Below are 25,558 nucleotides of genomic sequence, written 5' to 3'. Positions count from 1 at the left end.
GTTGATGTGCTGTTCCCTGCCAGTCATTGGCAGGGAACACCTCGGCTACAGGTAGCCGTCTTGCCTGAGCGATGCGCTGGTGGCTGCCAGCGCTTGATCGAGTATCTCCACGGCTGTGTCGACGGTGTCGCGGGTCCAGATCAAGGGGGGAGAGATGACGTTCAGGTGGCCCACGGGGCGAATGATCAGGCCACGCTTCTGGGCCTCGTGGGCCACGCGATCGCCCACTCGCGCCTCGACGGGGAACAGGGCCTTGGTGGCTTTGTCGGCGACGTTTTCGATGCACATCATGAAGTGACTGCCGCGTACATCGCCGACGGTATCGTGGTGGGCCAGCGAGGCCAGGGCCTGTTCCAGGTAGGGGCCGACTTCACGCACGTTGGCGCAGAGATCTTCGCGCTCGAGAATCTCGATGTTCTTCAGTGCTGCGGCACAGCTCACCGGGTGACCGGAATAGGTGAAACCTGTGCTCAGGACGCCGCCCTTGCCCTGAGGAGTGCCGAGCACTTCGTAGAGGCGGTCGGAGATCAAGGTGGCGCCGAGTGGCGCGTAGCCGGACGACAGTCCTTTGGCCAGGTTGATGATATCGGGCTGGGTAGCGAAGACCTCGCCGGAGGCGAAGACGTGGCCGAGGCGTCCAAACCCCGTCACTACCTCATCGGCGATGTAGAGGATGTCGTGGTCGCGACAGACCTGCTGCATTCGCGCGTGGTAGCCGCGAGGAGCGACCAGCACGCCGCCTGCCCCCATGATCGGCTCGGCGATGAAGGCGGCTATCTGGTCGGCACCGATCTCATCGATGGTGGCGGTCAGCTCGTTCACCAGATGATCGCAGTAGGCTTCTTCACTCATCCCTTCGGGGCGGCGATACATGTTGGCTTCGCTGAGGTGGGTGACAAGCTGGTCGAGGGTGTCGAACTCCCAGTTGTTGCTCTCGATGCCTGTCAGGCTTGCGGCCAGGTAGGTGGTGCCGTGGTAGGCATTGCGCCGCGAAAGAATGCGCTTCTTGGTGGGTTTGCCCAGACGGTTGAAATAGTAGTGAACCAAGCGAATGGTCGCGTCATTGGCGGTAGACCCACCGCAGGTATAGAACACATGGTTGAGATGGTCGGGGGCCAGGTCGGCCAGCTTCGCCGCCAGTTGCGCAGCCGGCGCGTTGGACAGGTTGTTGAAGGTCGAGAAATAGGCCATGCGGGTGGCCTGGTCCGCCATCGCCTGACCGATCTCGGCACGTCCATGGCCAACGTTGACGCACCACAGTCCGGCGATGCCGTCGATGAAACGATTGCCATGGACATCCTGGACGTAGATACCCTCGGCGTCCGTGATCAGCTCACAGCCCTTCTCGTGGAAGACGCTGAAGTCGGTGAACGGATGGATGAAGTGATCCTTGTCCTGTTGCCATAGTGTTGCTGCATCCAGAGGGGCAGTCGTTGGCGCGGAAAGGGGGGAGTGGGCTGTTGTCATTGGTGGCCTCCTTGTTCAGGCCATCAGTCTCTCCAGTCTCGCCCTGTCGGTGACATATCCCCATGAGGGTATAAAGCTGGCGGCAAGCTTCTTTGATCTAGCGCAATACACAGCAAAGAAACATCAGCGACACAGGTGCGCAATGATATAAAGCTCCTTTGCTGCGTAGTCTTGTGGTCATGTCACTACAGGCTACGCTGAACTGACATGGCAGCGGCAGGATGACGACAGTCTGGCTCCGCTGCGGGTGTTGATTTGCTGTTGGATATGTCGCCATGCCCGTACCTGTTCCCTCTGCACATCGTCTTTTGGTCATTGCGGTGGCCATTGTATCGGGGGCCCCTCTCTCGGCCTTCGCCGCTAACTGCGGTGCCTCAGGTGGCCTGGCGTTCATCGGAGTGACCCACGACAACTCGCGGTCCGTCTGGCTTTCTGGAACCTCTGCAGGGGACTTCGGGCTGGAAGCCGCCCAAGGTAAACAACGGGTCGACGAATGGAGCAAGAATCCAGGCGGACTGCACCTGACATTGTCGCCCGTGGTGTCCAATGGCAATGGTGGCGTGCACAAGCTGCTGGATCTGGGAGGCAACAAGGACTGCCAGTTGGCCACGCAGAATCAGAAGGGCGGTTTCACGCTGCCTCCTGCCGGACAGATTCCTTTGCCAGAGCGGCCCGGTATCACACCTCCGATCGGCAAGATCTTTCCTGACTTTGCTCGGCCTGAGGGAGTGACGCCGCCTATTGGCACGCTGCCGCCGTCGGGAATCACGCCGTCGCTGCCGCCCCATGGTGTGACGCCGCCTATTGGCACGCTGCCGCCGTCGGGAATCACGCCGTCGCTGCCGCCCCATGGCGTGACGCCGCCTATCGGCACGCTGCCGCCGTCGGGAATCACGCCATCGCTGCCGCCCCATGGCGTGACGCCGCCTATTGGCTCCTTGCCTCCCCGCGGCGTGACACCGCCTATCGGCACGCTGCCGCCCTCGGGAATCACGCCGTCGCTGCCGTCCCATGGCGTGACGCCGCCTATTGGCACCTTGCCTCCCCGTGGCGTGACACCGCCTATCGCTACGCTGCCGCCGTCGGGAATCACACCGTCGCTGCCGCCCCATGGTGTGACGCCGCCTATCGCTACACTGCCACCGTCGGGAATCATGCCGTCGCTGCCGCCCCATGGTGTGACGCCTCCCATCGGCACTCTGCCCACTCCAGATCGCCCGCCCGTCGGCGTGACGCCAGAGCGTCCTGCTCTCGGGCAATGGCAGCTGCCTCCCGATAGGGGGCGTCCTGGAGGTGTCGTTCCGCCTATTGGCGAGTTGGGGCCCGAAGGCATCACACCCACGCTGCCGACCAGGCCCACGCCCGATCTCCCGGAGGGAGTATCGCCCCCCATCGGTGTGTTACCAGGAGGACGTCCCACTCCTGAGCCGCTGCCAGGCACGGTCGTCGGCAGGGTGGACGCCGCACAATGGATGGCGGGCCATATTCCCCTGCCGCGAGACTGGTGCATCGACCCCCGTCATGATCCAAGACTCGGTGGACAGCCACTGCCAGACGGCAGCCTGCCCGTGCTGACCTGCCCCGAGAATGTGCTGCGCGAGCATGCTCAAGCACGAACACGCAATGCGCTCGAAGCCACTCTGGCTGAGCAGGTGCCGATTACCGAGGGGCGTCAAGGTGAGCCGGGATCCCCCTGGAATACCTGGGTCGATGCACGCTACACCGACATCTCGGATGACCGCGATGGGCAGGATCTCGACGGAGACTCTCAGGTGGTAGCGGTTGGCGTTGACCGCTGGGTGTCGGATCAGGCCGTGGCAGGCGTCAGCTTCAGCGTCGACTCGAGCCATGCGGATAACTTTGGTGGCGCCTGGGAGAACGACAGCGACGGCTTCAGCGTCTCCCCCTATGTCGCCTATCGTCTGTCTGACCGGTGGGCGCTGGACGCTTCACTCATCTGGCGGTGGGGCGATAACGACAGCGAGCTGGCAACCCTTGAGGGGAGCTACGATACCCGCAGCTTTGGCGGAGCAGTCAACGCACACGGCCAGTACCGCTGGGGACAAGCTCTGCTGCGTCCCACGCTGTCGCTTTTCTACTCCCACGAGCGTAGTGACGACTACGACCTGCAAGGGGATATCCTCGGAGTTCCCGTGGATGTCGACGTTCCGGGGGACTCATACAGCACCGGATTGGCCACCGCCAGTGGCGAAATCAGCCGTATCTACAGTGTTGGCGATGATGGCCTGGTCATGCCCTACGCTGAGCTTGGGATCAACTGGGCCTTCGAGCAGCCCAACGATGGGCGTTATCTGAACGATGACCTCGAGTGGGAGAACCCTTCAGACCTGATGGGGACGCTGCGGACGGGCGCACGCTGGTTCTTGGACGATACGCTGCTGCTGGAAGCCAGTGCAGGGTATTTAAGCCTGGGTCACGATGACCTGGATATCTGGGAAGGCAAGCTGTACCTGTCCTACCGGTTCTGACCTCCGGCTTATTCCCGCTGGCGCCGGGAGATCAGAGCAACGTGATCGAGAAAGGCGCGGAACAGCTCTGCCTGGCTGGTCACCGACAGTCGCTGATAGATGTGCTTGCGGTGGACCTTGACGGTACCGTCACTGATGCCGAGTTGACGCGCAGCAGACTTGGCCGAGTGTCCCGCTAGCAGCAGTCGCACGATATCCTGCTCGCGCCGGGTGAGTACGCCCTGACCAAAGCTCGAGAACGCCAGGTCGACCGGCTCGTCGTCCGGTGCGGTCGATTCGACGGCGGAGCGCTGCCAGGTCCAGTAGTGGCGTAGCAACGCTTCAATGACCGGGGTGAGGTGGCGCAGTGCCTGGAGCATGCGGCGTGTCAGCGTTGGGGCCTGAAGGCGAAAACCGAGCGACAGCACCATGACGGTGTCGTCACTGACCCGGGCAAACAGGCCAACTTCATCCCTCAGCCCCAGGCCGCGATAGTAGTGATGGTAGTACTCGCTGCTTTCGAAACGATCCGGTGCCAGGTCGCGTAGTCGATGAGCGCCACTTTCCACGCCAGCCTCGATCGCCTGAAACATCGGGTCTAGCAGATAGATGCGGCTCAAGTAGGGCTCGATGTCCCGCTCGCGCCGCTCTGGTGGGTAGTTGTCGTGAATCACCTGTGGCCTGCCACGTCCCTGGTAGGCATGCAGAATGAGTGCGTCCATGGCCACCAGTTCGGTCAGAGTGGCATCCAGCTGCTGGGGCAGGTCGCTGCGATCGGCGCCTTGAATCAGGCCAGCCAGCCGCTGATGCCAGCCCTGGGCGGCGGCACTGGCCAGATGATCGATGGAAGTCATTCAGCTCACATGAGTGTCAACGTCGTGCGCCATACTCTACCATTCTCAGGCTCTGTCACCCTCGGTCGTTGTCAACCCTCTGCTCAGTGATCGTTGACAGGCCGAGGGCTGACCGGCGTCGCGCCAGGTGCGTGCTCCCGTGGAAGGCCATGCTGCCCAAGGCGCATGAACGCCGTGGCCCCGGGCAGTGTCCGACTGCTATCTTGAACCCCTTTGCCAACAGGAAGGCGCGATGAGCGTGAGCAGCATTATTCCTGCCGCCACTGACCGAGTGCGTCGGCGAGAGATCTTCGGCTGGGCGATGTTCGATTTCGCCAACCAGGCCTACACCCTGCTGATCATCACGGTGGTCTTCGGCGAGCTTTTTACCACGGTGATCGTTGGTGATCGGGGGGATGGCTATCGACTGGCCAACCTGCTGTGGAGCCTGGCGCTGGCGCTCAGCTTTGTGCTGGTCGTCGTGACCGGGCCGTTATGTGGCGCGGTGATGGACTACCGGGCCGAGAAGAAGCGTTTTCTGTTTGCCAGCTACGTGGCCACCATAGCGACGACGGCGATGCTCTACTTTGTCGAACCGGGCTATGTGGTGATGGGCTTCGTGCTGATCATCCTGTCCAACTATGCCTATTCCATGGGGGAGTCCTTTATCGCGGCGTTCTTGCCCGGGCTTGGACCGCCGGACAAGCTAGGGGCGATTTCAGGGTTTGGCTGGGCACTGGGCTATGTCGGCGGACTGGTAGCGGCCGGCTTTACCCTGGCGGTACTGGGCGAGGCGACGGCGGACAACTTTGAGCGGATTCGCTGGGTGGGCCCGTTTGCCGCCGGGTTCTTCCTGGTGGCAGCCATTCCCACTTTCCTGTGGCTAAAGGAGCGGGCCGAGCCGCAACCGCTGCGTCAGCGGTTCAGCCAGATTGCCTGGCAGCGCATCTCACTGACCTTTCATGAGCTCAAGAGTTTTCGTGATCTGGGACTGTTCCTGATATCGGTACTGTTTTCCATGGCCGGGGTCTACATCATCATTGCCTTTGCCTTCATCTATGGCGCCCAGGTGATCGGTTGGCAGGAAAGCACGCGTAATCTGATGTTCATCATTGTGCAGATCACGGCTGCCGCCGGAGCGCTGGGGTTTGGCTTCATCCAAGACCGCATCGGCACCTTGGTGACGTACCTGCTGACGCTGGTGCTGTGGGTCCTGGCCATTCTGGCCATCTGGGCGACCCCGGAGGTGACCGCCTGGCTGAACGCCACCTGGGGGCTCGACTGGCAGGCGGAGCAGCTGTTTCTGTTCGTCGGCTGCCTGGCCGGGCTCAGCCTGGGCTCAAGCCAGTCGGCCAGTCGCGTGATGGTGGGATTGTTCTCGCCACGCCAGAAGGCGGCGGAGTTCTTCGGTTTCTGGGGCCTGGCCAACAAGTTGGCGGGTATCGTCGGGATCGTTGGCCTGGGCTTGCTGCAAGCTGCAGTCGGTCTCAAGGCCTCGATCCTGCTGTGTGCCGCCTTCTTTATCATCGCGATCATACTGTGTGCCGGGGTCAATCAGCGCCGTGGGCAGCAAGTGGCCGGTGACTGGGAAGCCAAGCGGGAAGCTGAAGCATGACACCCTCATGCTGAGCAGCGGCGTCATGTCGCTGGCCCTGCTGGCGCTGATCTTCGTGCTGGCAGGGCTGGTGAAGGGAGTGCTCGGCATGGGCATGCCGACGGTGTTGCTGGCGCTGCTGACGGTAACGCTGGGGCTGCCTGACGCCATGGCGCTGATGCTGGTGCCGACAGTGATCACCAATGTGTGGCAGGCATTGGTGGGAGGGCAGCTGCTGTTGCTGTGTCGTCGCCTGTGGGGGTTCCTGCTGATGGCCTGCGTTGGCGTCTGGCCCGGGGTATGGGTCCTTTCCCGTGTCGATGCGCGCTGGCTATCGCTGCTGCTGGGCGGTCTGCTGATCCTTTACGCCGCGCTGAACTTGAGCGGCCGGCAGCTGCGCTTTCGCGGCAGTCATACCCAGGCGGGGTGGCTGGGTACGGCTAACGGCCTGTTGACCGGCCTGACCGGCTCCAGCGTCTTTCCTGGCGTCCCTTTCCTGCAGTCCATCGGCCTGCCCAGAGACGCCCTGGTGCAGGCCATGGGCATGCTGTTCAGCCTGTCCACGCTCAGTCTGGCGCTGGCGCTGGGGGAGCGAGAGCTCTTGTCCACTGAGCAGTTGCAGGCCTCCTGCCTGGCCTTGCTGCCGGCAGGGCTTGGGATGTGGCTGGGCGCCGAGCTCCGGCGACGACTCTCCGAGGCACGTTTTCGTCTGGTGTTCCTGATGGGATTGCTGGCCATGGGCGGATACCTGGTGATTGGCTCCCTGCTTGGGGGCTGATGCACTGCCGGGTTCCCCCTGGACAATCGAGCCGGCGCCGAATGCTGGTTACTTTGGACGTTCCAGCGCGAACAGATCCGTGCAGCGAATATAGTCACTGCCAGCCATGCGGCCGATGGGGGCAAGCGCCTCGCGGCCTACGTGGCGTCCATCCCACACCTTGGGATCTGCGTGAATCACGGTCACTTCGGCCAGCACCAGATTGCCTGAAAGCGGCTGATCGCCAAAGGTAAGGATGTCGTGGAGACGACAGCCGAAGGCGATCGGCGCTTCGCTGATCCGGGGAACCCGAAGATCGCCAAGGGGCGCCTTGGTGAGCCCCGCGTGTTCGAACTCATCGCCGTTCCGCGGCAGGCTGGCGCTGGTGGTATTGAGCGCTTCCGCCAGGGCTTCCCCGCCGATGTGCACGATGCATTCGCCCACCTCTCGCAAATTGGCAACGGTGTCCTTGGTGCCACCCTCGCCATTGAGCAGAGGTGAGAACGCCAGTATGGGAGGGGCAACACTGGCCACATTGAAAAACGAGAAAGGCGCCAGGTTGGCATGCCCTTCGCTACTCAGCGTTGATACCCACGCAATCGGGCGCGGTGCGATAGCGCCGGAAAACAGACGATAGATCAGACCTGCATCCAGGTCGGCAACCTGGAGAGTAGCGTCATGACTCACGGTGAACTCCTTGTCGATATGCCTGGGAGTACCCTGAAACGGTGCTCCCAGGATCAGTAACCTCAGACCCCCGACCATCCCAGCATGGCTGCCTGCTAAGGTCCAGTCATGGGCACCTTGCCCGCTGATGCCATGGCCATTAGCGAGGGTGCCTGAGCTGACGCTGACGGGTGGTGGGCGTCGATGGCGCTGCAGCCGTCGGCGCGACCATCAGCGCACTGGCGCTTCGAGAAAACCGCGCAGTTGATCGGCGGCTTGCTCGATACTGACCACGCCATCAAGGTGCCCGCGATCTCCCTTCAGCGTGTGCAAGGTAACCGGGGTGCCGTCAGCCTGAATCATGCGGGCCGTGTCGAGCACGTTCTCTGCTGGAAACACCAGGTCATCTGCGCTGTAGAGCAGCAGGGTGGGGGCCTTTATGGCGGCCAGGCCAGACTCGGCGTCACCCTCGGTTCCGGTCACGAAATTCTGGTTGGCCCGAACCAGATACAGCAGGTGGTTGGCGTCTGCCTTGCTGGCGCGGGCGGCGGCAATCTCATCGAGTGTGGCCACCACCTCAAAGTCGGCCGCGAGATCGTCTTCAGGCGACGCCAGTGGGTCCGCCCAGTCGCGATCGAAGGTGGCATCAGCCCAACGCCAGTGGTTAGCCTGCAGGGTGATCAGCTTGAGCGATTCTCTCAGGCCGTCGATGGGCGGGCGGTCATCATCGTAGTAGTCACCGTCGCGCCAGTTGGGATCGAGGCGAATCGGAGCGGCCCAGGCGTCGAGGCTGGCGATCAGCCAGGGATCGGCAACGCCAGCGCCAATCACTGCGATGAGACGGTCGACCCGATCAGGGTACGCGCTGGCCCACTCATACGCTTGCAAAGCCCCCATCGAGGCCCCCATCACGGCGTGCAGGCGTTGGATGCCCAACTCATCCATCAGCGCCTTCTGTACGTTCACGAAGTCACCAATACCGACCAGGGGGAATGTCGTACCCCAGGGCTCGCCGGTGGCGGGGTTGAGGCTGGCGGGGCCGGTGGTGGTGACCCTGGGGTCGCCAGCATTGAGGTTGACCAGGGTGTCCGAGGACACCACGAAGTAACGGTTGGTATCGAGTGGCTTCCCCGGACCAATGATGGCGTCCCAATAGCCGGCAACGTCTTCTCCGGAATAGCGACCTGCGGCATGGCTAGTGCCCGAGAAGAAGTGCGTGATCAAGATGGCATTGTCAGCGGCGTCATTGAGCTCTCCATAGGCTTCCCAACCCACTCTGACCGGCGCGATAGTGTCGCCTCCCTGCGTGGTGTAGTGGGACATCTCGAAGACATGCTTGTCGACCGCATCCATGGAGGTCGTGGGCGGAAGGCTAGCGTCTGCGCTGCTACCTGGGCTGAACATCGCCGTGAGCAGCACGGCCAGGGTCGTGCCCAGAACCTGCCGGAAGGGATGAGAGTGATGAAAGTGATGAAAGTGTTGAGAGGGGCGGTCGTGGAGTACGTCAGTAGAAGCTGTCATCATAAACCCTCCTTGGTGTCATTCCGATGGGATGCGCCTGCCGTATAAGAGGCTACGCCTGGCACTTGTGCCGTGATCTGCCGCTTGTCGCGTAGCGACTGGCATCAGTACAGCGGTCGCCGCTCGGCTGCGCCATGCTGCCTTCGTCGCTTCTGGCGACGTGGTGTGTTCGTCAGCAAGGAGAATGGCATGACCCGTCGACATGGGACCCGTGGCCCAGGTCTCGCCATGATGCTGTTATTCTGGGTGGTGTTCATGGCACTGGGTGGCTGGTGGATGTCTGTCTGGCTGACGCAGAAAATGCACCCCAATGCCCAGCTTGAAGCGGTGGCAGAAGGACAGCCGCTGCAGCTCAAAAGAGGCCCTGGTGGACACTTTGTAGCGCCGGGCAGCATCAATGGCATACCTGTGACGTTCCTGGTGGATACTGGTGCGACGCGGGTCGCTCTTCCCGGGAGTCTTGCTCGACAACTGTCGTTGCCGGATCATGGCAGCGCTTGGTTTCACACCGCCAACGGGCGTGCCCGCGGCACCCTGACCACGCTGGAATCTGTGACGTTGGGGGGCTTGTCCGCGTCTCGCGTCGATGGTTCCATCAGTCCTGGCATGGAGGGTGAGACGGTATTGCTGGGCATGAGCTTTCTTGGCCGTTTCGATTTGGCCATTCGTGGCGATATTCTGGAGCTGCGACCCCGTGAGGCGTCGTTGAACAACGAGGCCGCCGCTCCACATAAGGAGATTCAACCATGACCAGCCTTGCGCGACTTCGCTTGAAGCGCCCCATTTTTCAGGCGCCCATGGCAGGGGCTCAGGACGAGACGCTGGCGATCGCGGTGACGGCTGCAGGTGGCCTGGGCGGACTGCCCGCAGGCATGCTGTCACCGGAGGCGCTGGAGCACGCGCTGGCGGCGATCGAGGGGCATGGCCCCGTCAACGTCAACTTCTTCTGCCACACCACTCCTGAGGCGCAACCAGAGCGCCTGGAGCGTTGGCGAGAACGTCTGGAGCCCTATCATCAGGAGCTCGGTATTGCTCCTCCCCCTCCTAGCGACAGCCCGACCCGACGTCCTTTCGATGAGGCCTCCTGTGCCATTGTCGAAAAGCACAAGCCCGCAGTGGTCAGCTTTCACTTCGGCTTGCCGAGCGCCGAGCTCGTCGAGCGGGTCAAGCGCTGTGGTGCGCTGGTCATGTCCAGTGCCACCACCCTGGACGAGGCCCGCTGGCTCGAGGCCAATGGCGCCGACGTCATTATTGCGCAGGGCACCGAGGCCGGCGGCCATCGAGGGCATTTCCTGAGCGATGATCTCAGCCTGCAGCAACCCTTGGCCAAGCTGTTGCCGAGTATCGTGGAAGCGGTGGCGGTGCCGGTGGTGGCGGCAGGGGGAATCGCCGACCCTCAGGGGGTCCGATGGGCGCTTGATCAGGGGGCTGCCGCCGTACAGATTGGCACAGCGCTACTGTGCTGTCCGGAGGCCGCTGTGCGTGCCGTTCATCGCAAGGCGCTGCTGGATCCTGCTTCAACGACCGAGATCACCAACGTCTTTTCTGGCCGACCGGCCCGGGGAATCGTCAACCGGGCCATGCGAGAGCTGGGCCCCATTTCCCGAGAGGTACCGGACTTCCCCCTGGCGGCCAGCGCACTCTGCGAACTGCGCGCGGCCCACGAATCCCGCTGCAGCGGTGATTTCTCACCGCTCTGGGCAGGAGAAAATCGCCAGCACTGCCGTGAGATTCCCGTCGCGGAACAGCTAGAGTGGTTGGCCGGAGGCTTGGCAGACTGAGCTGGGCTTTCCGACTCGGCCATGTCAGTGACGCCTGGACGTCTGTCGCCGTGGCGAGGGGGAATAGGTGAATCCCAACAGACGAGCGCCGAAGACCGATAGTGAAAATACGACAAAGCCGCAGCACATCGCTGCGGCTTTGTGGATGGGGGCTGTGTCAGCTAGCCCCACCCGCGAGTCTTAGCACTCGCCTTCGGCGCACTTCTCGGTTTCGGCCAGGTCGGCGGCATAGATGATGACGTCGCCATCAGACTCGTTCTTCCACCAGTGCCAGATCTCGTTGAACTCGGCGATGATGGACGGAGCCCTGTGCACACGCGGCTCCTCGTGCTTTGAGTTGTACTCGACGATTTCACCCTGGAACACGAACAGAATGGCCGGGCGGTTTTCGTGGGAGTGGTAGGGCACGATGCCGCCGGGACCAACGTCGACACGACGGAAGCGCAGATGACGCTGCTCCAGCGGTGCGGCGCCAGCGGGCAGCTTGACGTCGGCCAGGTCGATGAATGCCAGGGTAGTATCGGTTTCGTCAACCGGTTCCATGGGCGGATTTTGCTGATGGTCAAACATGGCGTGACTCCTTTTTACGCTACGTTGGGGTGGGTCGTGTATCACCGGGGTGATGTCATGACTCGGGATAGATGTCTTTGACGGCGAGTACGGCATTGATCGTCACGGGGAAACCGGCGTAAGGCGCAAGCTGCATAAAAAGCTCGACCAATTCGTCACGGCTGAATCCTAGGGAACGCGCAATACCGATATGAATGCGCAACTGGGTGTCATGGCCGCCGCAGGCCAGGGCCGATAGCGTGGCGGCTTGGCGCACCTTGGGCTCCAGCCCGTCACGACCGTACATTTCGCCAAACGGAAATTCGGCCACCAGGCGCATCAGGTCCGGCGCAAAGTCACCGAGCTTTTCTTCCAGCGCCTGGGCGGCGGCAGGATTGTGTTGCCTGAAGAAGGCGAGGCCTTTTTCCATATTGGGTGATGGCGGGTGTGAGCTCATGATTGCGGCGTCCTCGTTGTGCGTTTTGGGATGGCATGCATCCATCACTTAGGGGGGTGTCATCGAAAATGAAATTCTTGTTTAAAACATACGGCCGTTTTATAGCGTTGCATCTGTCGTGCCCGTGATGGCCTATCTTTCATCCGGCACACTTCAACTGATCTTCGTGTCTTTCTTTGCTGTTGTGAGCCGCACTCTTCTTGTCTTGGGTGCACCTCGGCAAACGTGATATCAGGACTCTCGATGGCCATTGGCTGGTTGAGGCAGCGCTCCACAGTGGCCCGGCTTTGTCAGCGCCAGAGGCCATGCCTTACTGGCGCTGCTATGCTCTTTCGCTTTTCCGAGAGAGGGCGCCTCTGCTCACTCGCCCCATGCCAACAGGCGTGTCGTTCCGGTCGCCTTGGATCAGTGGATACCGTCAAACATCTCTCTCAGGTCGACGCTATCTCGCTTGCCGATATCGTCGTAGTGTTGCTCGATCCAGGCCTGGGCACGTTGGCGACCTCTGTCACGAAGCAGACACAGGAACTCCCACTCCGCATTGAGCTTGGATGAAGCGCCCAGCGGCTTCAGCAGGTCCTGGCTGTCGATGATGTGGACCAGCATGTCGCGATAGGTGTCCGGATCAAGATGGCCTTCATGGATCAAGCGCTTGACGAAGGCCAGGGCTCGCAGCTCTTTGAGCAGGCTGGCATTGAAGGTGATCTCGTTGGTCCGATTGAGGATCTCCTGCGCGCTGATGGGTGATCCTTCGCGCTCTACCGGATTGATCTGCACGATCAGAATGTCGCGAGACTCTGTTGTCTGGTAGAACGGGAACAGCGGAGGGTTACCTGAATACCCGCCATCCCAGTAAGGCACGCCATCGACTTCCACAGCCTCGAACAGAAACGGCAAACAGGCAGACGCCATCACCATGTCCGGTGTCAGTTCCTGGCGGTTGAAGATCTTGACCCGTCCTGTTTCGGCATTGGTGGCGGCGACGAAGACCTTCATCTGGTCACAGCCGCAGACGTTATCGAAGTCCACCTGCTCGATGATGATGTCCCGAAGGGGGTTGTACTTCATCGGGTTGAACTGACTCGGCGAGAAAAAGCGCGTCATCAGGTCGAAGTAGACGTGGCCCGGTGAGTAGTCGAGACTCCAGTTGCCACTGAGCCGGTCCCAGGGGGTGCGCTGCAGAATGCTGAATCGTGCTGCCTTGGAGACCGCTCTCCAGAAGGTTTCCAGCTTTTCCCTGGCGGCTTCGCGCCCGCCCTGAACCAGGCCATCGGCCAGAACAACGGCGTTCATGGCACCAGCGGAGGTGCCTGAAATGGCTTCGATCTCGATGCAGGGGTCGTCGAGCAGGGCGTCCAGAACCCCCCAGGTGAAGGCGCCATGGGCGCCTCCGCCTTGTAATGCCAGATTGATCTTCTTGGGTGGCTTGGCCATCACCTTCTCCTGTGGTGCAGCGGTCTTGCACAAGACCGTCCTTAAGACCTTCTTATCAGACCTTCTTATCAGACCTTCTTGTAAGACCTTCCTATAAGGCCTTTTGTAAGGCCCTTTCAGCTGACCGCTTAACGCTGCCGTTACGGTCGATGTGCTGTCTACGCATCATCAGCCCAGCACAGGGAGGGTCAATGTGCTGTCCAACCGCCATCCACCGGCAAGGCGATGCCGGTCATGGAGGCGGCGCCGTCAGAACACAGGAACAGGGCGGTGGCCGCCAATTGCTCTGTGGTGACGAATTCACGGGTGGGCTGGTTGGCCAGCAGCACGTCGCGAATGACCGAATCCTCGGAGATGCCGCGTGCCTTGGCGGTATCCGGGATCTGCTTCTCGACCAGCGGCGTCAGCACATAACCAGGACAGATGGCGTTGACGGTAATGCCCTGTTCGGCAACTTCCAGTGCTACCGTCTTGGTCAATCCCAAGACCCCATGCTTGGCGGCCACGTAGGCCGACTTGTAGGGAGAGGCAACGAGGGCATGAGCCGAGGCGATGTTGATCACTCTGCCCCAGCCGCGGGCCTTCATGCCAGGCAGAGCGGCCTTGGTGAGGTGAAAGGCCGAATTCATGTTGATGGCGATAATGGCGTTCCACTTGTCCTCGGGAAACTCGTCGACCGGTGCCACATGCTGTATGCCAGCGTTGTTGACGATGATGTCGACGGCGCCGAACGTGGCTTCGGCGCGCTTGTGCATGGCGCTGATCTCGCTCGGCTCCATCATGTTGGCGTTGTCGTAGACCACCTTGACGCCGTGTTTCTCAAGCTCCAACCGGGTGGCCTCCACGTCTGACGCCGCTTCGATACCGTTGATGACCAGGTTGATGCCTGCCTTGGCGAACCCCTCGGCGATGCCAAGTCCGATACCGCTGGTCGATCCGGTGATGATGGCGGTCTTCTGTTGGGGCATGAGTCGTGTCCTCTGGCTCTCGATCAGTACGTGGTTGTCGATGTGTTTCATCAGTACGGGGTATCGGCGCCTTGGTATCTATCTACTGTCTATCGAAGGCGCTTGCGCTACCTGCCGCTATCTAAGTCGCTTGCGCTACCTGCCGCATGTTCCGCCGTTTTCAGTGTCACCAGCATAGACTGGCATTACAGACTCGGCTTTTGCTGAAATGGCTTTCTGTAGCAGTTGCTCATCAATGCTTAGCAGCAAAAGGAAATGTCCATGGCGGTAGCGGACATCTTCCTCTTCCGTTGCTGGCGATCAGCAAGACGGCGAGTGAAGTGTCCGTCAGTGGGCGCTTGGGCGTGATAGGGCATCCTTGATAAGATGCCGCCATGACTCCTGACCTGCCGCAGCTACCTCCAGACCTGCGCGACGACCCCTTCTATTACCTGCGCCATTTCCAGTATGTGCTGGCGTGGGTGAGTAGCCGACACGGCGATCTGCTGGCCGCCCCTGAACGTGATTTCATCGCGCAGTTCGGTGGTCTCCCCGAACCTGCTCAAGCCCTGTTGGTGCGCATGGTGTCGCGCAAGGGAGAGCTGTTTCGTACGTCCCGGCTCGACTACGTGGAAGTGGGGGATCTTGGCCTCGCCCTGGAAGAACTGGCCGCCGCCGAACTGATCGCGGCGGACCCGGTAGTGAGCCATGTCGAGCTGATGACGCAATTGCGTCTTGCTGAGGCGCGACGGGTCCTGGTGCCACGTTTGCCGGATCATCAGCTCCCGGCCTCGGTATCGAAGACCCGCTTGGCTCAGGCGCTGGCGGATGCCCAGGATCAATCGGCGGATGCCTTGGATAGGTCGGCGGATGCCTCGGATAGGTCGGCGGATGCCTCGGATAGGTCGGCGGATGAGACGCCGTCCTTGCTGGGTCCCCAGCGCTGGAGTCAGTGGTGGCCGGACAGCGACGATGGCCTGTGGAGACTGACCGTGATGGAGGTCTGTGATCGCCTGCGCCTAATGTTCTTCGGCAACCTGCGGCAAAGCTGGTCGGACTTCGTCATGGCGGAGCTCGGGCACATGCGCTACGAACAGGTGGCACTCGATCCCGCTTCTCGCGGCTTTCAACAGCGACAGGAGGTCGACACCTATCTTCAGCTGCACCACCTGCGCGAGCGCCTCGAGCAAGGCGAGGACGTGGCGTCGGTATGGGCCGATGTGCCTGAGCTGCCTGATGACAATGCGTGGCTGAGATCGCGACGGGCACGCCTGCTGCTGAGACTGGGTCAGCAGGCCCAGCGTGCTGGTCACGACGCCCTGGCCTTGGAGGCGTATGCCTTGGCGGGTCCCGGTGAGGCCAGGGTCAAGCGGCTACGCCTGCTGGAGCGTCTTGGTCATCATCAGCAGGCCATGGAACTGGCGGAACAGGCGCTCGAGTCGCCGCAGGATGAGGCTGAGCTCCAGGCGCTGGAGCGCCTCATGCCGCGGCTGAGACGCCGGCTCGGGCTGCCCCGGCAGGAGCGCGCAGCGCTCGCGGATATCACGCTGTGGCAGCTGTCGCTGCCGTCCCGTGCGCTGAATGACAGCGGTTGCGTCGAGCGCGCTGTGCGAGATCATCTCAGCGAGGATGGCGCGCCGGTGTTCTACGTCGAGAATCACTTGATCGCCGGACTGTTTGGCCTGTTGTGCTGGGATGTCATTTTCACCCCCTTGCCGGGGGCCTTCTTTCATCCGTTTCATCGTGGGCCTGCAGACCTTTATCGCGCGGACTTCGTGAGCCGTCGCCGAGAGCGGTTCGATGCCTGCCTGTCTGCGCTGGACGACCAGGCCCACGTCTCCCAGATACGTCGGCGCTGGGAACAGAAGCGGGGCATCGCCAATCCGTTTGTACACTGGGAGGTGCTGGATGCCACGCTGCTGGATGTGGCGCTCGAGTGCATCGATGGCGCAGATCTTCGGGGCTTCTTCACCCGCATGCTGGAGGATGTAAAGGCCAATCGGGCCGGCTGGCCAGACCTGATCCAGTTCTTTCCAGCGGCAGCTGAGGGCGAGCCCCGCTATCGCCTGATCGAGATCAAGGCCCCAGGTGACCGTCTGCAGGACAACCAGAAACGCTGGCTTGAGCATTTTCATCGCCACGGGATTGCGGTGTCGGTGTGTCATGTGCGGTGGCATGATGAGTGACGACTCGCGCTGCCCGGACGACCCAGACGCTTTGCCTGAGGCAGAACGAGAAGGGCTATCCGGCAGTGTCGCTGACGATAGCCTGGTGATGTCGGTGGCGGTGCGTGAGCTGTGTGATTTCACGGCACGTCGGGGAGACCTTGATCATCGCTTTACGCCAGCCCCCAGCTCCCGCGAGGGCATCGATGGTCATGCCCAGGTGGTGGCCCGCCGCGGTGAGGGTTACCGCAGTGAAGTGGCCGTCGAAGGGACGCTGGCAGGGCTACACCTGAGAGGGCGCATCGATGGTGTGGCCGACGACGGTTCACGGCTCGAGGAAATCAAGACCCACCGCGGGCGCCTGGATCGCATGGCCGACAACCAGCGGGCGCTGCACTGGGCGCAGGTGCGCGCCTACGGCGCGCTGTGGTGTCGCCAGCAGCGGCGTGAGCGCATCACCCTGGCCTTGGTCTACCTCGATCTGGTGACAGGTCGTGAAACTCTTCTCAGCTGTGAGGCATCCGCCTCGGAGCTGTGGCAGGAGCTCGCTGCGGCCTGTCACGACTATCTGCACTGGGCCAAGAGCGAGGCGCGCCATCGACGCCGCCGCGACAGTGCCCTGCAGGGCCTGCGCTTTCCGTATCTCGACTTTCGTCCCGGGCAACGCCAGATGGCGGAAGCCACCTACAAGGCGGTGGCCACCGGCAAGGCCTTGCTGGTCGAGGCGCCGACCGGGATCGGCAAGACCCTGGGCAGCCTGTTTCCGGTGTTGAAGGCCATGCCACGGCATGGCCTCGATCGCGTGGCTTTCCTGACCATGAAGACCACCGGGCGGCAGCTGGCGCTGTCAGCCGTCAATCAGCTGGATCCAGGCCCCGAGCGGCGGCTTCGTGTGCTGGAGCTGGTCGCGCGAGACAAGGCCTGCGAACACCCTGATCTGGCCTGTCACGGTGATAGCTGTCCGTTGGCGCAGGGCTTCTATGATCGACTGCCCCAAGCGCGCCAGGCCGCCGTAGCCCACGCCAGGCTGGATCGCGCCGGGCTGCGTGAGGTGGCGCTGGCGCATCGTCTGTGCCCCTACTATCTGGGCCAGGAAATGGCACGCTGGTGCGACCTGGTGGTGGGGGACGTCAATCACTACTTCGACGCTAGCGCTCTGCTGCATGGCCTGGCTCAGGCGCGCCAATGGCGCCTGGCGCTGCTGGTGGACGAGGCGCACAATCTGATCGATAGAGCGCGAGGCATGTATTCGGCCAGTATCGATCAGCGCAGTCTGGCACGTCTGAGCAAGGAGGCGCCCGCCGCGCTGAAACAGCCTCTGGCACGGGTTGTGCGGCAGTGGCAGGCGGTGGTGCGGGAACATGGCGGCGACCAGCCCGGGTCTCGGGATGCACCGCGCTGGATGACCCTGGGGACGATTCCGGCAGAGTTTCTGCAGGCCCTGCAAGGATTGAGCGGTGCCATCGGTGATCACCTGGGAGAACATCCTGAAGATACCCGGCCCGCCCTGACCGATGCGTTGTTCGAGGCTTTGGCATTCTCTCGCCTGGCCGAGCGATTCGGCGACCACTCCATGTGCGAGTTGACCCGCCGGGGGCGAGGTCGCGCCCGACTTGCCATCGTCAATCAGGTGCCTGGCGACTTTCTCGCTCCGCGCTTTGCAGCCGCCCATGCCAGCGTGTTGTTCTCGGCGACGCTGGCTCCGCCACGCTACCAGCAAGACTTGTTGGGACTACCGGCCCACAGCGTGTGGGCCGAGGTCGAATCTCCCTTCACCGCCGAGCAGCTCGACGTCAGGATCTGCACCCATCTGTCGACCCGCTACCGCCACCGGGAACAGTCGCTGCCGGGTATCATCGAGATGATGGCAGCCCAGTATCAGCGGCGTCCCGGCCACTACCTGGCGTTTTTCTCGAGCTTTGCCTATCTGGATAGAGTGGTCGCCGCCATGGCCGATGCCTACCCGGAGATTCCCCGGCGGGTGCAGCGTCGCGGCATGGACGAAGCCGAGCGGGAAGCGTTTCTGGCCGATTTCGCACCGGGAGGCTTTGGTATTGCGTTTGCGGTGTTGGGCAGTGTCTTCTCGGAGGGCGTGGACCTGCCGGGAGATCGGCTGATCGGTGCCTTTGTGGCGACCCTGGGCTTGCCTCCCAGCGACGCTCGCCAGGAGGCCTTGAAGTCACGCCTCGAGGCGCGCTTTGGCCAGGGGGACAACTACGCCTATCGAATTCCTGGGCTGATCAAGGTGATTCAGGCCGCCGGGCGTGTGATCCGCGGGCCAGAGGACAGCGGCACGCTGGTGTTGCTGGATGACCGCTTCGCCTGGCCGGAGGTGCGCGAAAGGCTGCCGTCCTGGTGGCAGCCGCGTCAGGTGAGTTCGCCCGACCCTTAGCGTTCAGGGGTATGGGAGGCGGGGGGCTCGGTGCTGGCCCTCGAAGGAATTTCATCGACCCTGCGCAGGATGTCTTCGTCCGCTTCGTACAACGTCTCGAGTTCCTTGGCCGCCTGTCGGATGGTCTGCATCTGCTTCTTCTCATTGCCGAAGACTTCGAGCTGTCGCCGCAGGGTATCTTCATCATGGGGGCGGAAGGTATCGATGGTCTGTTGGGCCTTGTCCCGCGGAATGCCCAGCCCGATCAGCACTTCTCGGGTCATCTCGAGACTGGCTGGCAGCAGCTCGCGCAGCACGTAATCCACCTTGGCTCGCATCAGCCGCTGGGCATGCTGACGATCCCGCGCGCGAGCGTAGATCTTGAGGTGGGGAAAGCGCTTGCTGGCACGCTGGATGATACGCATGGAAATCTCGGGATCACCCACCGCCACCACCAGTACCTGGGCCCGGCGAGCGCCTGCGGCCTCCAGCAGGTCGAGACGGGTGGCGTCGCCAAAGTAGACCTTGTTGCCGTAGCGTCGCACGAAATCCACGTGGTCGGCGTTGATGTCGAGAATCGTGTAGGGAATCTCGAGTCCCTGGAGCGCGCGTCCCATCACCTGACCAAAGCGACCGAATCCCGCCAGGATGATCCTGGGTGAGTCGTCGTCCATGGCGTCGAACTGGCGCTTCGGACGAGGTTTGTTGAACAGGGGGCGGATCCACCGCTCATAGCCGAGAAACAGTACCGGCGTGGTGGCCATGGACAGCGACACGACCAGCACCAGCAGGCTGACGAGGCTGGTCTCCAGCAGCGCTGCGCTGCCGGCCGCGGTCAGTACCACGAAAGCAAACTCGCCACCTTGAGATAGCAGCACCCCCAGGGTGGTGGTCTCGCGCCAGCCACAGCCATAGGCGCGTGCCGCCAGCATCAGACTGGCGCCCTTGGCCACCAGCAGCAGTGCGGTCAGCCCCAGGACCAGCCACGGGGTCTCGGCCAGCAGTCCGATCTGGGCGGTCATGCCCACGGCCATGAAAAACAGACCCAGCAAGAGGCCTCTGAAGGGCTCGATATCTGCCTCGATACTGTGGCGGTATTCAGAGTCGGCCAGCAAAATGCCGGCAATAAAGGCCCCCAGGGCCATCGACAGGCCTGCCAGCTCCATCAGCAAGGCGGCACCAATCAAGACCAGCAGCGACATGCCGGCAAACACCTCGCGGCTTTCGGTGGCGGCCGCCCTGCGAAACAGCGGCGGCAACAGCTTGCGTCCCCCGAAGATAAGGCCGGCGAAGGCGGCGACCGCAATCGCCACCTCCTTGAGCGCTGACATCACTCCCCCGGCGGCCAGGCTATCCGCACCGAGGATCGGGATCACGGCCAGCACCGGGATGGCGGCCATGTCCTGAAACAGCAACAGGGAGAACGCATTGCGCCCGTGGCGACTGTTGAGCTCCTGGCGCTCACCGAGCAGATGCAGGACCAGCGGGGTGGAGCATAGTCCGAGGCTGAAGCCGACGACGGCCGCCGCGACCGGAGACAGGCCTAGCGCGAGAGCCGTGACGCCGAGCACGAGGGTGGTGATGGCGACCTGCAGCGATCCGAAGCCGAAGACCGGTTTACGCATCAGCTTGAGACGCGCCGGCTTGAGTTCCAGGCCGATGACAAACAGCAGGAAGACGATGCCGACCTGGGAAAACTGCAGCACGCCTTCCGCGTCAGGCACCAGGCCGAGGGCAGACGGGCCAATCAGTACCCCAGCGATCAGGTAGCCCAGCACCTCTCCCAGTCCCAGGCGCTTGATGACGGGTACCACCACCACGGCTGCAGCAAGAAAAATCAAGACGTTGAAAAGGAGGGCGGTGGCCAAGTCGTGACTCCGTTACGGCGTTGCAAGAAGCCACCAGCATACCTGATATCCGACAATGAGAGATGACCGACCGGGCCGGTCGGTCATTGACCATGGCCACCTCAACGGCTCAGGCAGGGAGCGCTTCGTCACCGAGGGAGACATAGCCTGGCAGCGCTTGAATGCGCTCGAGCCAGGCCCGTATGCCGGGAAACGTCGACAGCGAGAAGCCGCCTTCATGGGCAACGTGGGTATAGGCATACAGCGAAATATCCGCAATGGTCGGGCGGTCGCCGATCAGATAAGGCGTCGCTTCCAGCTGACGCTCCATGACCTTCAGCGCCTTGTAGCCGCCCTCTTTCTTGGCTTCGTACTCGGCCTTGCGTTCATCAGGCAGGCCGAGATACAGCGAGATGAAGCGGGCAACGGCGATATAGGGTTCATGGCTGTACTGTTCGAAGTATTGCCACTGCAGCACCTTGGCATGCTCAAAGCGGTCCTGCGGCAGCCAATCACTGCCGCCGGCCAGGTAGTGGAGAATCGCGTTGGACTCTGCCAGAAAGCGTCCGTCATCCAGCTCAAGAAGGGGAATCTTGCCGTTGGGATTACGCCCGAGAAAATCCTCTTCACGGGTGTCACCGGCCAGGATATCGATGCCGATCCACACCATTCGGATGTCGAGCAGTGAGGCCAGCAGCTTGATCTTGTAGCAGTTTCCCGAACGGGTATCGCCGTACAGATTCATCGGCGTGTTCCTCTGGAGCAACGGATGGATGGCACATCATGCCATGTTCGTCGCCTCACGCCAGGCATTTGGCGTGCCTCTGCACGGTACGCCACGAGGGTGGACGTAGGTCGCAGTGATCAACGGCAGCTTCTATTCTGAAGCTGCACGTCGCGAGTGCTGAGGCGACGTCTTGCCTCGTGGCCGTCAGGGACGAAAGGAGATGCACTCAATGGATAACCGTCGGGCTGCCAAGGGGCCTTCCATCATGCTGGGACTGGTGCTGGCTGTAGTGGCATTGGTGCAGCTACTGGCGGGAGCGCTGCTGCTGGCTCAGGGCGGCAGTGTCTATTACGTGGTATCTGCCGCGGGGCTGGTGGCCGTGGCCGCAGGGTTGATGGGGCGCTGGCGCGGCACCTTGACGGTGTATGCGGCGTTGCTCGCCGGCACGCTTGGTTGGGCGCTGTGGGAGGTGGGGCTAGATGCCTGGCGCTTGATACCTCGGCTCTGGGCCCCGGCCTTGCTGGGACTGGTGTTGCTCCTGCCATGGTGGTCTCGCGGCGCCACTGGCCTCGGTCGTCAGGGAACCGGGCTGACGTCGATCGTTGGTCTGGCGCTACCGCTGCTGGCGGCGGCACCGCATATCGTCGAGGCGTGGCAGCAAGGTGATCGTGCTCATGCGCCGTTCGCACTGACCGACGTCTGGCACACCGAGCTGACGGCAGGGGTGTCGTCCCTGGCACTGTCGGATGATCAGCAGCAGCTGTTTGTCTGCACCCAGCAGGGAGTGATGGCACGCCGAGCCACCACGGGAGAGCCGCTATGGGCCTACCAGTGGCAAGGCGATGTCGCCGGGGAACGCTGCGCGTATCTGGCCTTTCATGATGCCTGGCAAGGCCCCGTCGAGGGCGCGGCGGGGGTGTTTGTACCCATCCCAGGAGAGCAAGAAGGGGATCCCCTGGAATTGGCATCCACCCATGAAGGCGCCGGTGAGAGCGGTATCAGCGAGACCGACTTGATGTGTCCGCAGCGGCTGTTTGTCGCCTCCTCATCCGGCACTTTGCTGGCGCTGGACGCCGACACCGGCAGGCCTTGCGAGAGCTTTGCCGCGGCCGGGATGACTACCGTCGAAGCGACGTCGCTGGCGGCATTGCAGGTGACCGATGGCGCGATAGTGGCATCTGCCATGGAGGATGGCCCCGCCCTCCAACTGCTCGACAGCGGCTCGGGAGAGAGCCTGTGGAGCTGGGGAGACGCGGCAGGTGGCGACAGACTGCTGGCGGTCGATCAGGCACTGAATCGCCTGATCGTGTCGTCCGCCGCCAGGGTGCCTACCGGCGACGCAGGAAGCCTGATACAGGCAGTGGATATCAGCGATGGCACCGTCCTGTGGCAGACCGAGATGCTGGGCGGTATCACCGCGTCTGGCACGGCTGCCTTGATGACACTGACGGCAGAAGAGGCAGGTCTCGCCGACGCTGGGGAAGATGCCGGCGGCAGAGAGGAACAGCCTGACGCGACAGCGCTGGTGATGGTGGCTGACACCGTCGCCGGGTTGACGCTATTCAACCGGTTGACCGGGGAGATACTGTCCCACGAGGTGCTGGCCGCTTCACCGCCCTTGGCCGAGGAGCCTTGGCGCAACACAGCGCTGACAACGGCTGGCGCGGCTGAGCGAGATGCCTGGGGGCTCACCCCCGTTGATCAACTCTGGTGTCGACTGCGCCAGCGCACTCGGGATCACGGCCTTCCCAGTGCGCTGCCGGCTCCGCTGACAGACCTGCTCGCGGACCTGCTCGTGCATCCGCCCATGGCACCGCCCTGGTCACGACAAACGATCTTCGGCTCGCCGGACGAAGGCGCCTACCTGCTTGCCAGCACTGGCCTGGTCAGCCGCGACGGGGGCAGGCTTGCGTGGCCATGGTGCCAAACGCCCCCTTGGGGGGCGGTGGCGCGTGTCAGCCTCGGGCCTTCGACAACGGGGGAGTGGGTGTCCACGGTGTCGGGCCTGGACGTTCACCACCTGAAGCCGTCGCGGTTCTCACCGCGACGTTTGATGGGGGCGACTGGCTTGACCGCGCCTGTCACGATCGACAACACCGTTGTCGTCGGTGCCAGCAGTGCCTCGAGGCTGTTTTTCCTGCAGCCCGACACTGGCCAAGCCTTGGGCACACAGTTCCTTGCTGGCGGTGCCGTAGAGGGGCTGTGGACGTTCACCGAAGCACCAGGGACGTCGTATCTCGTCGTGGCGCTGAAGCATCGGCAAGGGGCGTCACAGTTGATCGTGATGACGCCGAACTCGATGCCTGAATAGCGAGTCGTTGTGTCTCGCGCGGTCATGGCGATGACTGGCTGCGTCAACATCCATGGCAAAGCGCCGTCGGTGCGCTTCGCTCGACTGGCAGGAGGAGGGGGAGATGCGTCTGCTGATCATGATCATCATTGGCGTGGCACTGGTCTTGCTGTTGCTCTGGACCTGTCCAAAGCCTCGTCAGCATACCGCGATGTGGGTCTTTAGCCTGGCATGGCTGGGAGTCTGTGCCTGGAACTTAAGCGTCGGGTTGTCACACGGCTATGCCCTGGGGGAGGAGCTGCTGGTGCATGCGCTACTCTTCGGCGTGCCGGCAGGACTTGGCTGGTGGCGGGTGTGTCGGGAGCCGTCTTCCGCCTGATCCTTGGATGACGGAGTCTGGGTGACTGGGTCTGGGGTGACTGGATCAGTGTGACGGGGTCGAGGGTGGCTGGATCTTGAGTGACAGAATCAGCAACGCGTGACAGCGGTCAGCGATCGACGGCTCCAGGGCGTGGCAAACGCGAACTAGTGTGCCGTCGGGACCTTCTTGTAGTGGCCCGGGACCTTTACCCGTTCACCGTTGGGCAGGGTCTTGACGTGGGTGGGAACGTAAACGCGCTTGATGACACTCTTGGATGTCGCCATGACGGACCTCCTGCATGTTCCATGGAGAGGACCTCCGACAGACATCTCTATCAGAGCCTGGCGGGGTTGTAAATGAGAGGGTATCGCTTCTGCCAAGGAAGTGCGTTTGACCCGGATCAGCTGGCGCCCAGGTTTCCAGGGCGACGGCGCGAGGGCTAGACTGAAGGTCTGGCTTTGGGACATGACCTTGCAATGATGCTTGACGCTCCAGTAATCGAACGGCGTAGCTACCCGGATAGGGTGCTCAGTGACCGGCATGACTACCAGCAACTGCTGCTGGGGCAAGGTGGCATGGTCGAGCTGGAGGTGGCCGGTCGGTGTCTGCGGGTAAGCGAAGGCGTGCTGGCACCGGTCCCCAGCGGTGACCTGCATCATTATCTCGCCCCCGCGGACAACGACGTCCTGGTGCTCGATCTCCCGGTGGAGTGGTGCCATGCCCTGGGTATCGAATCCTTGTTTGAATCCGGTCGAGGGGCGAGCCGCCGCCTGTCGGGGATCAAGGTCCCCACAGCACTGGCGACCGCCGCGCCTACGGGCCCTGCGGATGTACCTCGGCTGGCTCAGTGGCTGCTGACCTTGGCGACAGCGCTTGACGCAGGTGGAGGCAAGCCGTTGCCGTCCCAGCGGCTAAGTCTGCTCAGACTGTTGCCAGAGGTCCGTCGTCGTCTGGAGCAGCCATGGCGGGTCAGCGACATGGCCAGCCTCTGTCACCTGTCCGAGGCCGTCTTTGCGCGTCAATTTCGCGTCCTGATGGGCATGGCACCGGCGGCCTGGCTACGCCGCGAGCGTCTGATCCTGGCCCGTCAGCTGCTGATGGGCCTTGGCGCCCAGGGGAGGGCCATGCCCGTCTCCCTCAGCGAGATTGCCCTGGCCTGTGGTTTTCACGATGCAGCACATTTTACCCGGGTCTTTGGTGAGGCCCACGGGATGCCGCCGGGGCGCTGGCGACAACAGACCGCCCAGCAGGTCTTGCAAAGGTCAGAATCGTACAAGACATGATGGCGTGCGCCGCACACACTCGAGTCCTCGTCTGTGTGGA

The 25,558-nt window shown here is 62.6% G+C and carries 20 protein-coding genes; 10 read left to right on the top strand and 10 right to left on the bottom strand.

Going from position 1 to position 25,558, the window contains the following annotated elements; all coding sequences use genetic code 11:
• Positions 1-45: 45 nt before the first annotated feature.
• Positions 46-1,467, bottom strand: coding sequence for an aminotransferase (locus KUV41_RS04425; protein WP_222484499.1), 1,422 nt, complete (start codon positions 1,465-1,467; stop codon positions 46-48).
• Between the two features lie 275 nt (positions 1,468-1,742).
• Between KUV41_RS04425 and KUV41_RS04420 the strand changes: the two genes are divergently transcribed.
• Positions 1,743-3,956, top strand: coding sequence for an autotransporter outer membrane beta-barrel domain-containing protein (locus KUV41_RS04420; RefSeq protein ID WP_222484491.1), 2,214 nt, complete (start codon positions 1,743-1,745; stop codon positions 3,954-3,956).
• 8 nt (positions 3,957-3,964) lie between these two features.
• Here the strand turns inward: KUV41_RS04420 and KUV41_RS04415 are convergent, their stop codons facing one another.
• Positions 3,965-4,789: a helix-turn-helix transcriptional regulator gene (locus KUV41_RS04415; protein WP_206941708.1), complete on the bottom strand. Its 825-nt coding sequence runs from the start codon at positions 4,787-4,789 to the stop codon at positions 3,965-3,967.
• A gap of 232 nt (positions 4,790-5,021) precedes the next feature.
• On the opposite strand from KUV41_RS04415, the gene KUV41_RS04410 reads away from it, so the two are divergent.
• On the top strand, positions 5,022-6,383 hold the full coding sequence (locus KUV41_RS04410; RefSeq protein ID WP_261395899.1) for an MFS transporter: 1,362 nt from the start codon (positions 5,022-5,024) through the stop codon (positions 6,381-6,383).
• 7 nt (positions 6,384-6,390) lie between these two features.
• Positions 6,391-7,140 carry a sulfite exporter TauE/SafE family protein gene (locus KUV41_RS04405; RefSeq protein ID WP_222484489.1) on the top strand — a complete coding sequence of 250 codons (750 nt, stop codon included), beginning with the start codon at positions 6,391-6,393 and terminating at the stop codon, positions 7,138-7,140.
• 48 nt (positions 7,141-7,188) lie between these two features.
• Here KUV41_RS04405 and KUV41_RS04400 read toward each other — a convergent pair whose 3' ends face one another.
• A complete protein-coding gene (locus tag KUV41_RS04400) occupies positions 7,189-7,806 on the bottom strand; it encodes a flavin reductase family protein (protein ID WP_315857857.1) in 618 nt (205 codons plus the stop codon).
• A 210-nt stretch (positions 7,807-8,016) separates the two neighbouring features.
• Positions 8,017-9,306 (bottom strand): homoserine O-acetyltransferase, encoded by a 1,290-nt coding sequence (locus tag KUV41_RS04395; protein WP_261395898.1) that lies wholly within the window; start codon positions 9,304-9,306, stop codon positions 8,017-8,019.
• A 189-nt stretch (positions 9,307-9,495) separates the two neighbouring features.
• Here KUV41_RS04395 and KUV41_RS04390 point away from each other — a divergent pair, with 189 nt between their 5' ends.
• Both KUV41_RS04390 and KUV41_RS04385 read left to right on the top strand, forming a co-directional pair.
• Entirely contained in the window at positions 9,496-10,056 is a 561-nt protein-coding gene (locus KUV41_RS04390; protein WP_224851962.1) for a TIGR02281 family clan AA aspartic protease, read from the top strand.
• Positions 10,053-11,087, top strand: a complete 1,035-nt coding sequence (locus KUV41_RS04385; protein ID WP_206941702.1) for an NAD(P)H-dependent flavin oxidoreductase — start codon at positions 10,053-10,055, stop codon at positions 11,085-11,087. The genes KUV41_RS04390 and KUV41_RS04385 overlap by 4 nt, the downstream gene beginning before the upstream one ends.
• 180 nt (positions 11,088-11,267) lie before the next feature.
• On the opposite strand, the gene KUV41_RS04380 is transcribed toward KUV41_RS04385, so the two are convergent.
• The 4 genes from KUV41_RS04380 to KUV41_RS04365 all read right to left on the bottom strand — a co-directional run bounded on the left by KUV41_RS04380 (position 11,268) and on the right by KUV41_RS04365 (position 14,495).
• Positions 11,268-11,657, bottom strand: a complete 390-nt coding sequence (locus KUV41_RS04380; RefSeq protein WP_206941700.1) for a cupin domain-containing protein — start codon at positions 11,655-11,657, stop codon at positions 11,268-11,270.
• 55 nt (positions 11,658-11,712) lie between these two features.
• Positions 11,713-12,093 carry a carboxymuconolactone decarboxylase family protein gene (locus KUV41_RS04375; protein ID WP_206941697.1) on the bottom strand — a complete coding sequence of 127 codons (381 nt, stop codon included), beginning with the start codon at positions 12,091-12,093 and terminating at the stop codon, positions 11,713-11,715.
• 405 nt (positions 12,094-12,498) lie between these two features.
• A complete protein-coding gene (locus tag KUV41_RS04370; RefSeq protein WP_206941695.1) occupies positions 12,499-13,527 on the bottom strand; it encodes a patatin-like phospholipase family protein in 1,029 nt (342 codons plus the stop codon).
• 188 nt (positions 13,528-13,715) lie between these two features.
• Entirely contained in the window at positions 13,716-14,495 is a 780-nt protein-coding gene (locus KUV41_RS04365) for a 3-hydroxybutyrate dehydrogenase (RefSeq protein ID WP_224908555.1), read from the bottom strand.
• A 374-nt stretch (positions 14,496-14,869) separates the two neighbouring features.
• Between KUV41_RS04365 and KUV41_RS04360 the strand changes: the two genes are divergently transcribed.
• Together KUV41_RS04360 and KUV41_RS04355 are read left to right on the top strand one after the other, a co-directional pair.
• The gene (locus tag KUV41_RS04360) at positions 14,870-16,660 is read left to right on the top strand and encodes a VRR-NUC domain-containing protein (RefSeq protein ID WP_222484485.1); all 1,791 of its coding nucleotides are present in this window, start codon (positions 14,870-14,872) and stop codon (positions 16,658-16,660) included.
• Between the two features lie 88 nt (positions 16,661-16,748).
• A complete protein-coding gene (locus KUV41_RS04355; protein WP_222484593.1) occupies positions 16,749-19,031 on the top strand; it encodes an ATP-dependent DNA helicase in 2,283 nt (760 codons plus the stop codon).
• On the opposite strand, the gene KUV41_RS04350 is transcribed toward KUV41_RS04355, so the two are convergent.
• Both KUV41_RS04350 and KUV41_RS04345 read right to left on the bottom strand, forming a co-directional pair.
• The gene (locus KUV41_RS04350) at positions 19,028-20,878 is read right to left on the bottom strand and encodes a monovalent cation:proton antiporter-2 (CPA2) family protein (protein WP_222484483.1); all 1,851 of its coding nucleotides are present in this window, start codon (positions 20,876-20,878) and stop codon (positions 19,028-19,030) included. The genes KUV41_RS04355 and KUV41_RS04350 overlap by 4 nt on opposite strands.
• A gap of 109 nt (positions 20,879-20,987) precedes the next feature.
• On the bottom strand, positions 20,988-21,602 hold the full coding sequence (locus tag KUV41_RS04345; RefSeq protein ID WP_222484481.1) for a glutathione S-transferase family protein: 615 nt from the start codon (positions 21,600-21,602) through the stop codon (positions 20,988-20,990).
• Between the two features lie 211 nt (positions 21,603-21,813).
• Between KUV41_RS04345 and KUV41_RS04340 the strand changes: the two genes are divergently transcribed.
• The 3 genes from KUV41_RS04340 (at position 21,814) to KUV41_RS04330 (ending at position 25,518) form a co-directional block, all read left to right on the top strand.
• Positions 21,814-23,895 carry a PQQ-binding-like beta-propeller repeat protein gene (locus tag KUV41_RS04340; RefSeq protein ID WP_222484479.1) on the top strand — a complete coding sequence of 694 codons (2,082 nt, stop codon included), beginning with the start codon at positions 21,814-21,816 and terminating at the stop codon, positions 23,893-23,895.
• Between the two features lie 103 nt (positions 23,896-23,998).
• Positions 23,999-24,253, top strand: a complete 255-nt coding sequence (locus tag KUV41_RS04335; RefSeq protein ID WP_222162561.1) for a hypothetical protein — start codon at positions 23,999-24,001, stop codon at positions 24,251-24,253.
• Positions 24,254-24,711: 458 nt separating this feature from the next.
• On the top strand, positions 24,712-25,518 hold the full coding sequence (locus KUV41_RS04330; RefSeq protein WP_261395897.1) for a helix-turn-helix transcriptional regulator: 807 nt from the start codon (positions 24,712-24,714) through the stop codon (positions 25,516-25,518).
• The last annotated feature ends 40 nt before the right edge of the window (positions 25,519-25,558 follow it).

It is taken from the genome of Halomonas sp. DP8Y7-1 (assembly GCF_019801685.1).
In the GTDB taxonomy this organism is placed as follows: Bacteria; Pseudomonadota; Gammaproteobacteria; order Pseudomonadales; family Halomonadaceae; genus Halomonas; species Halomonas litopenaei_A.
This window is presented reverse-complemented; position numbering and strand designations above follow the sequence as displayed.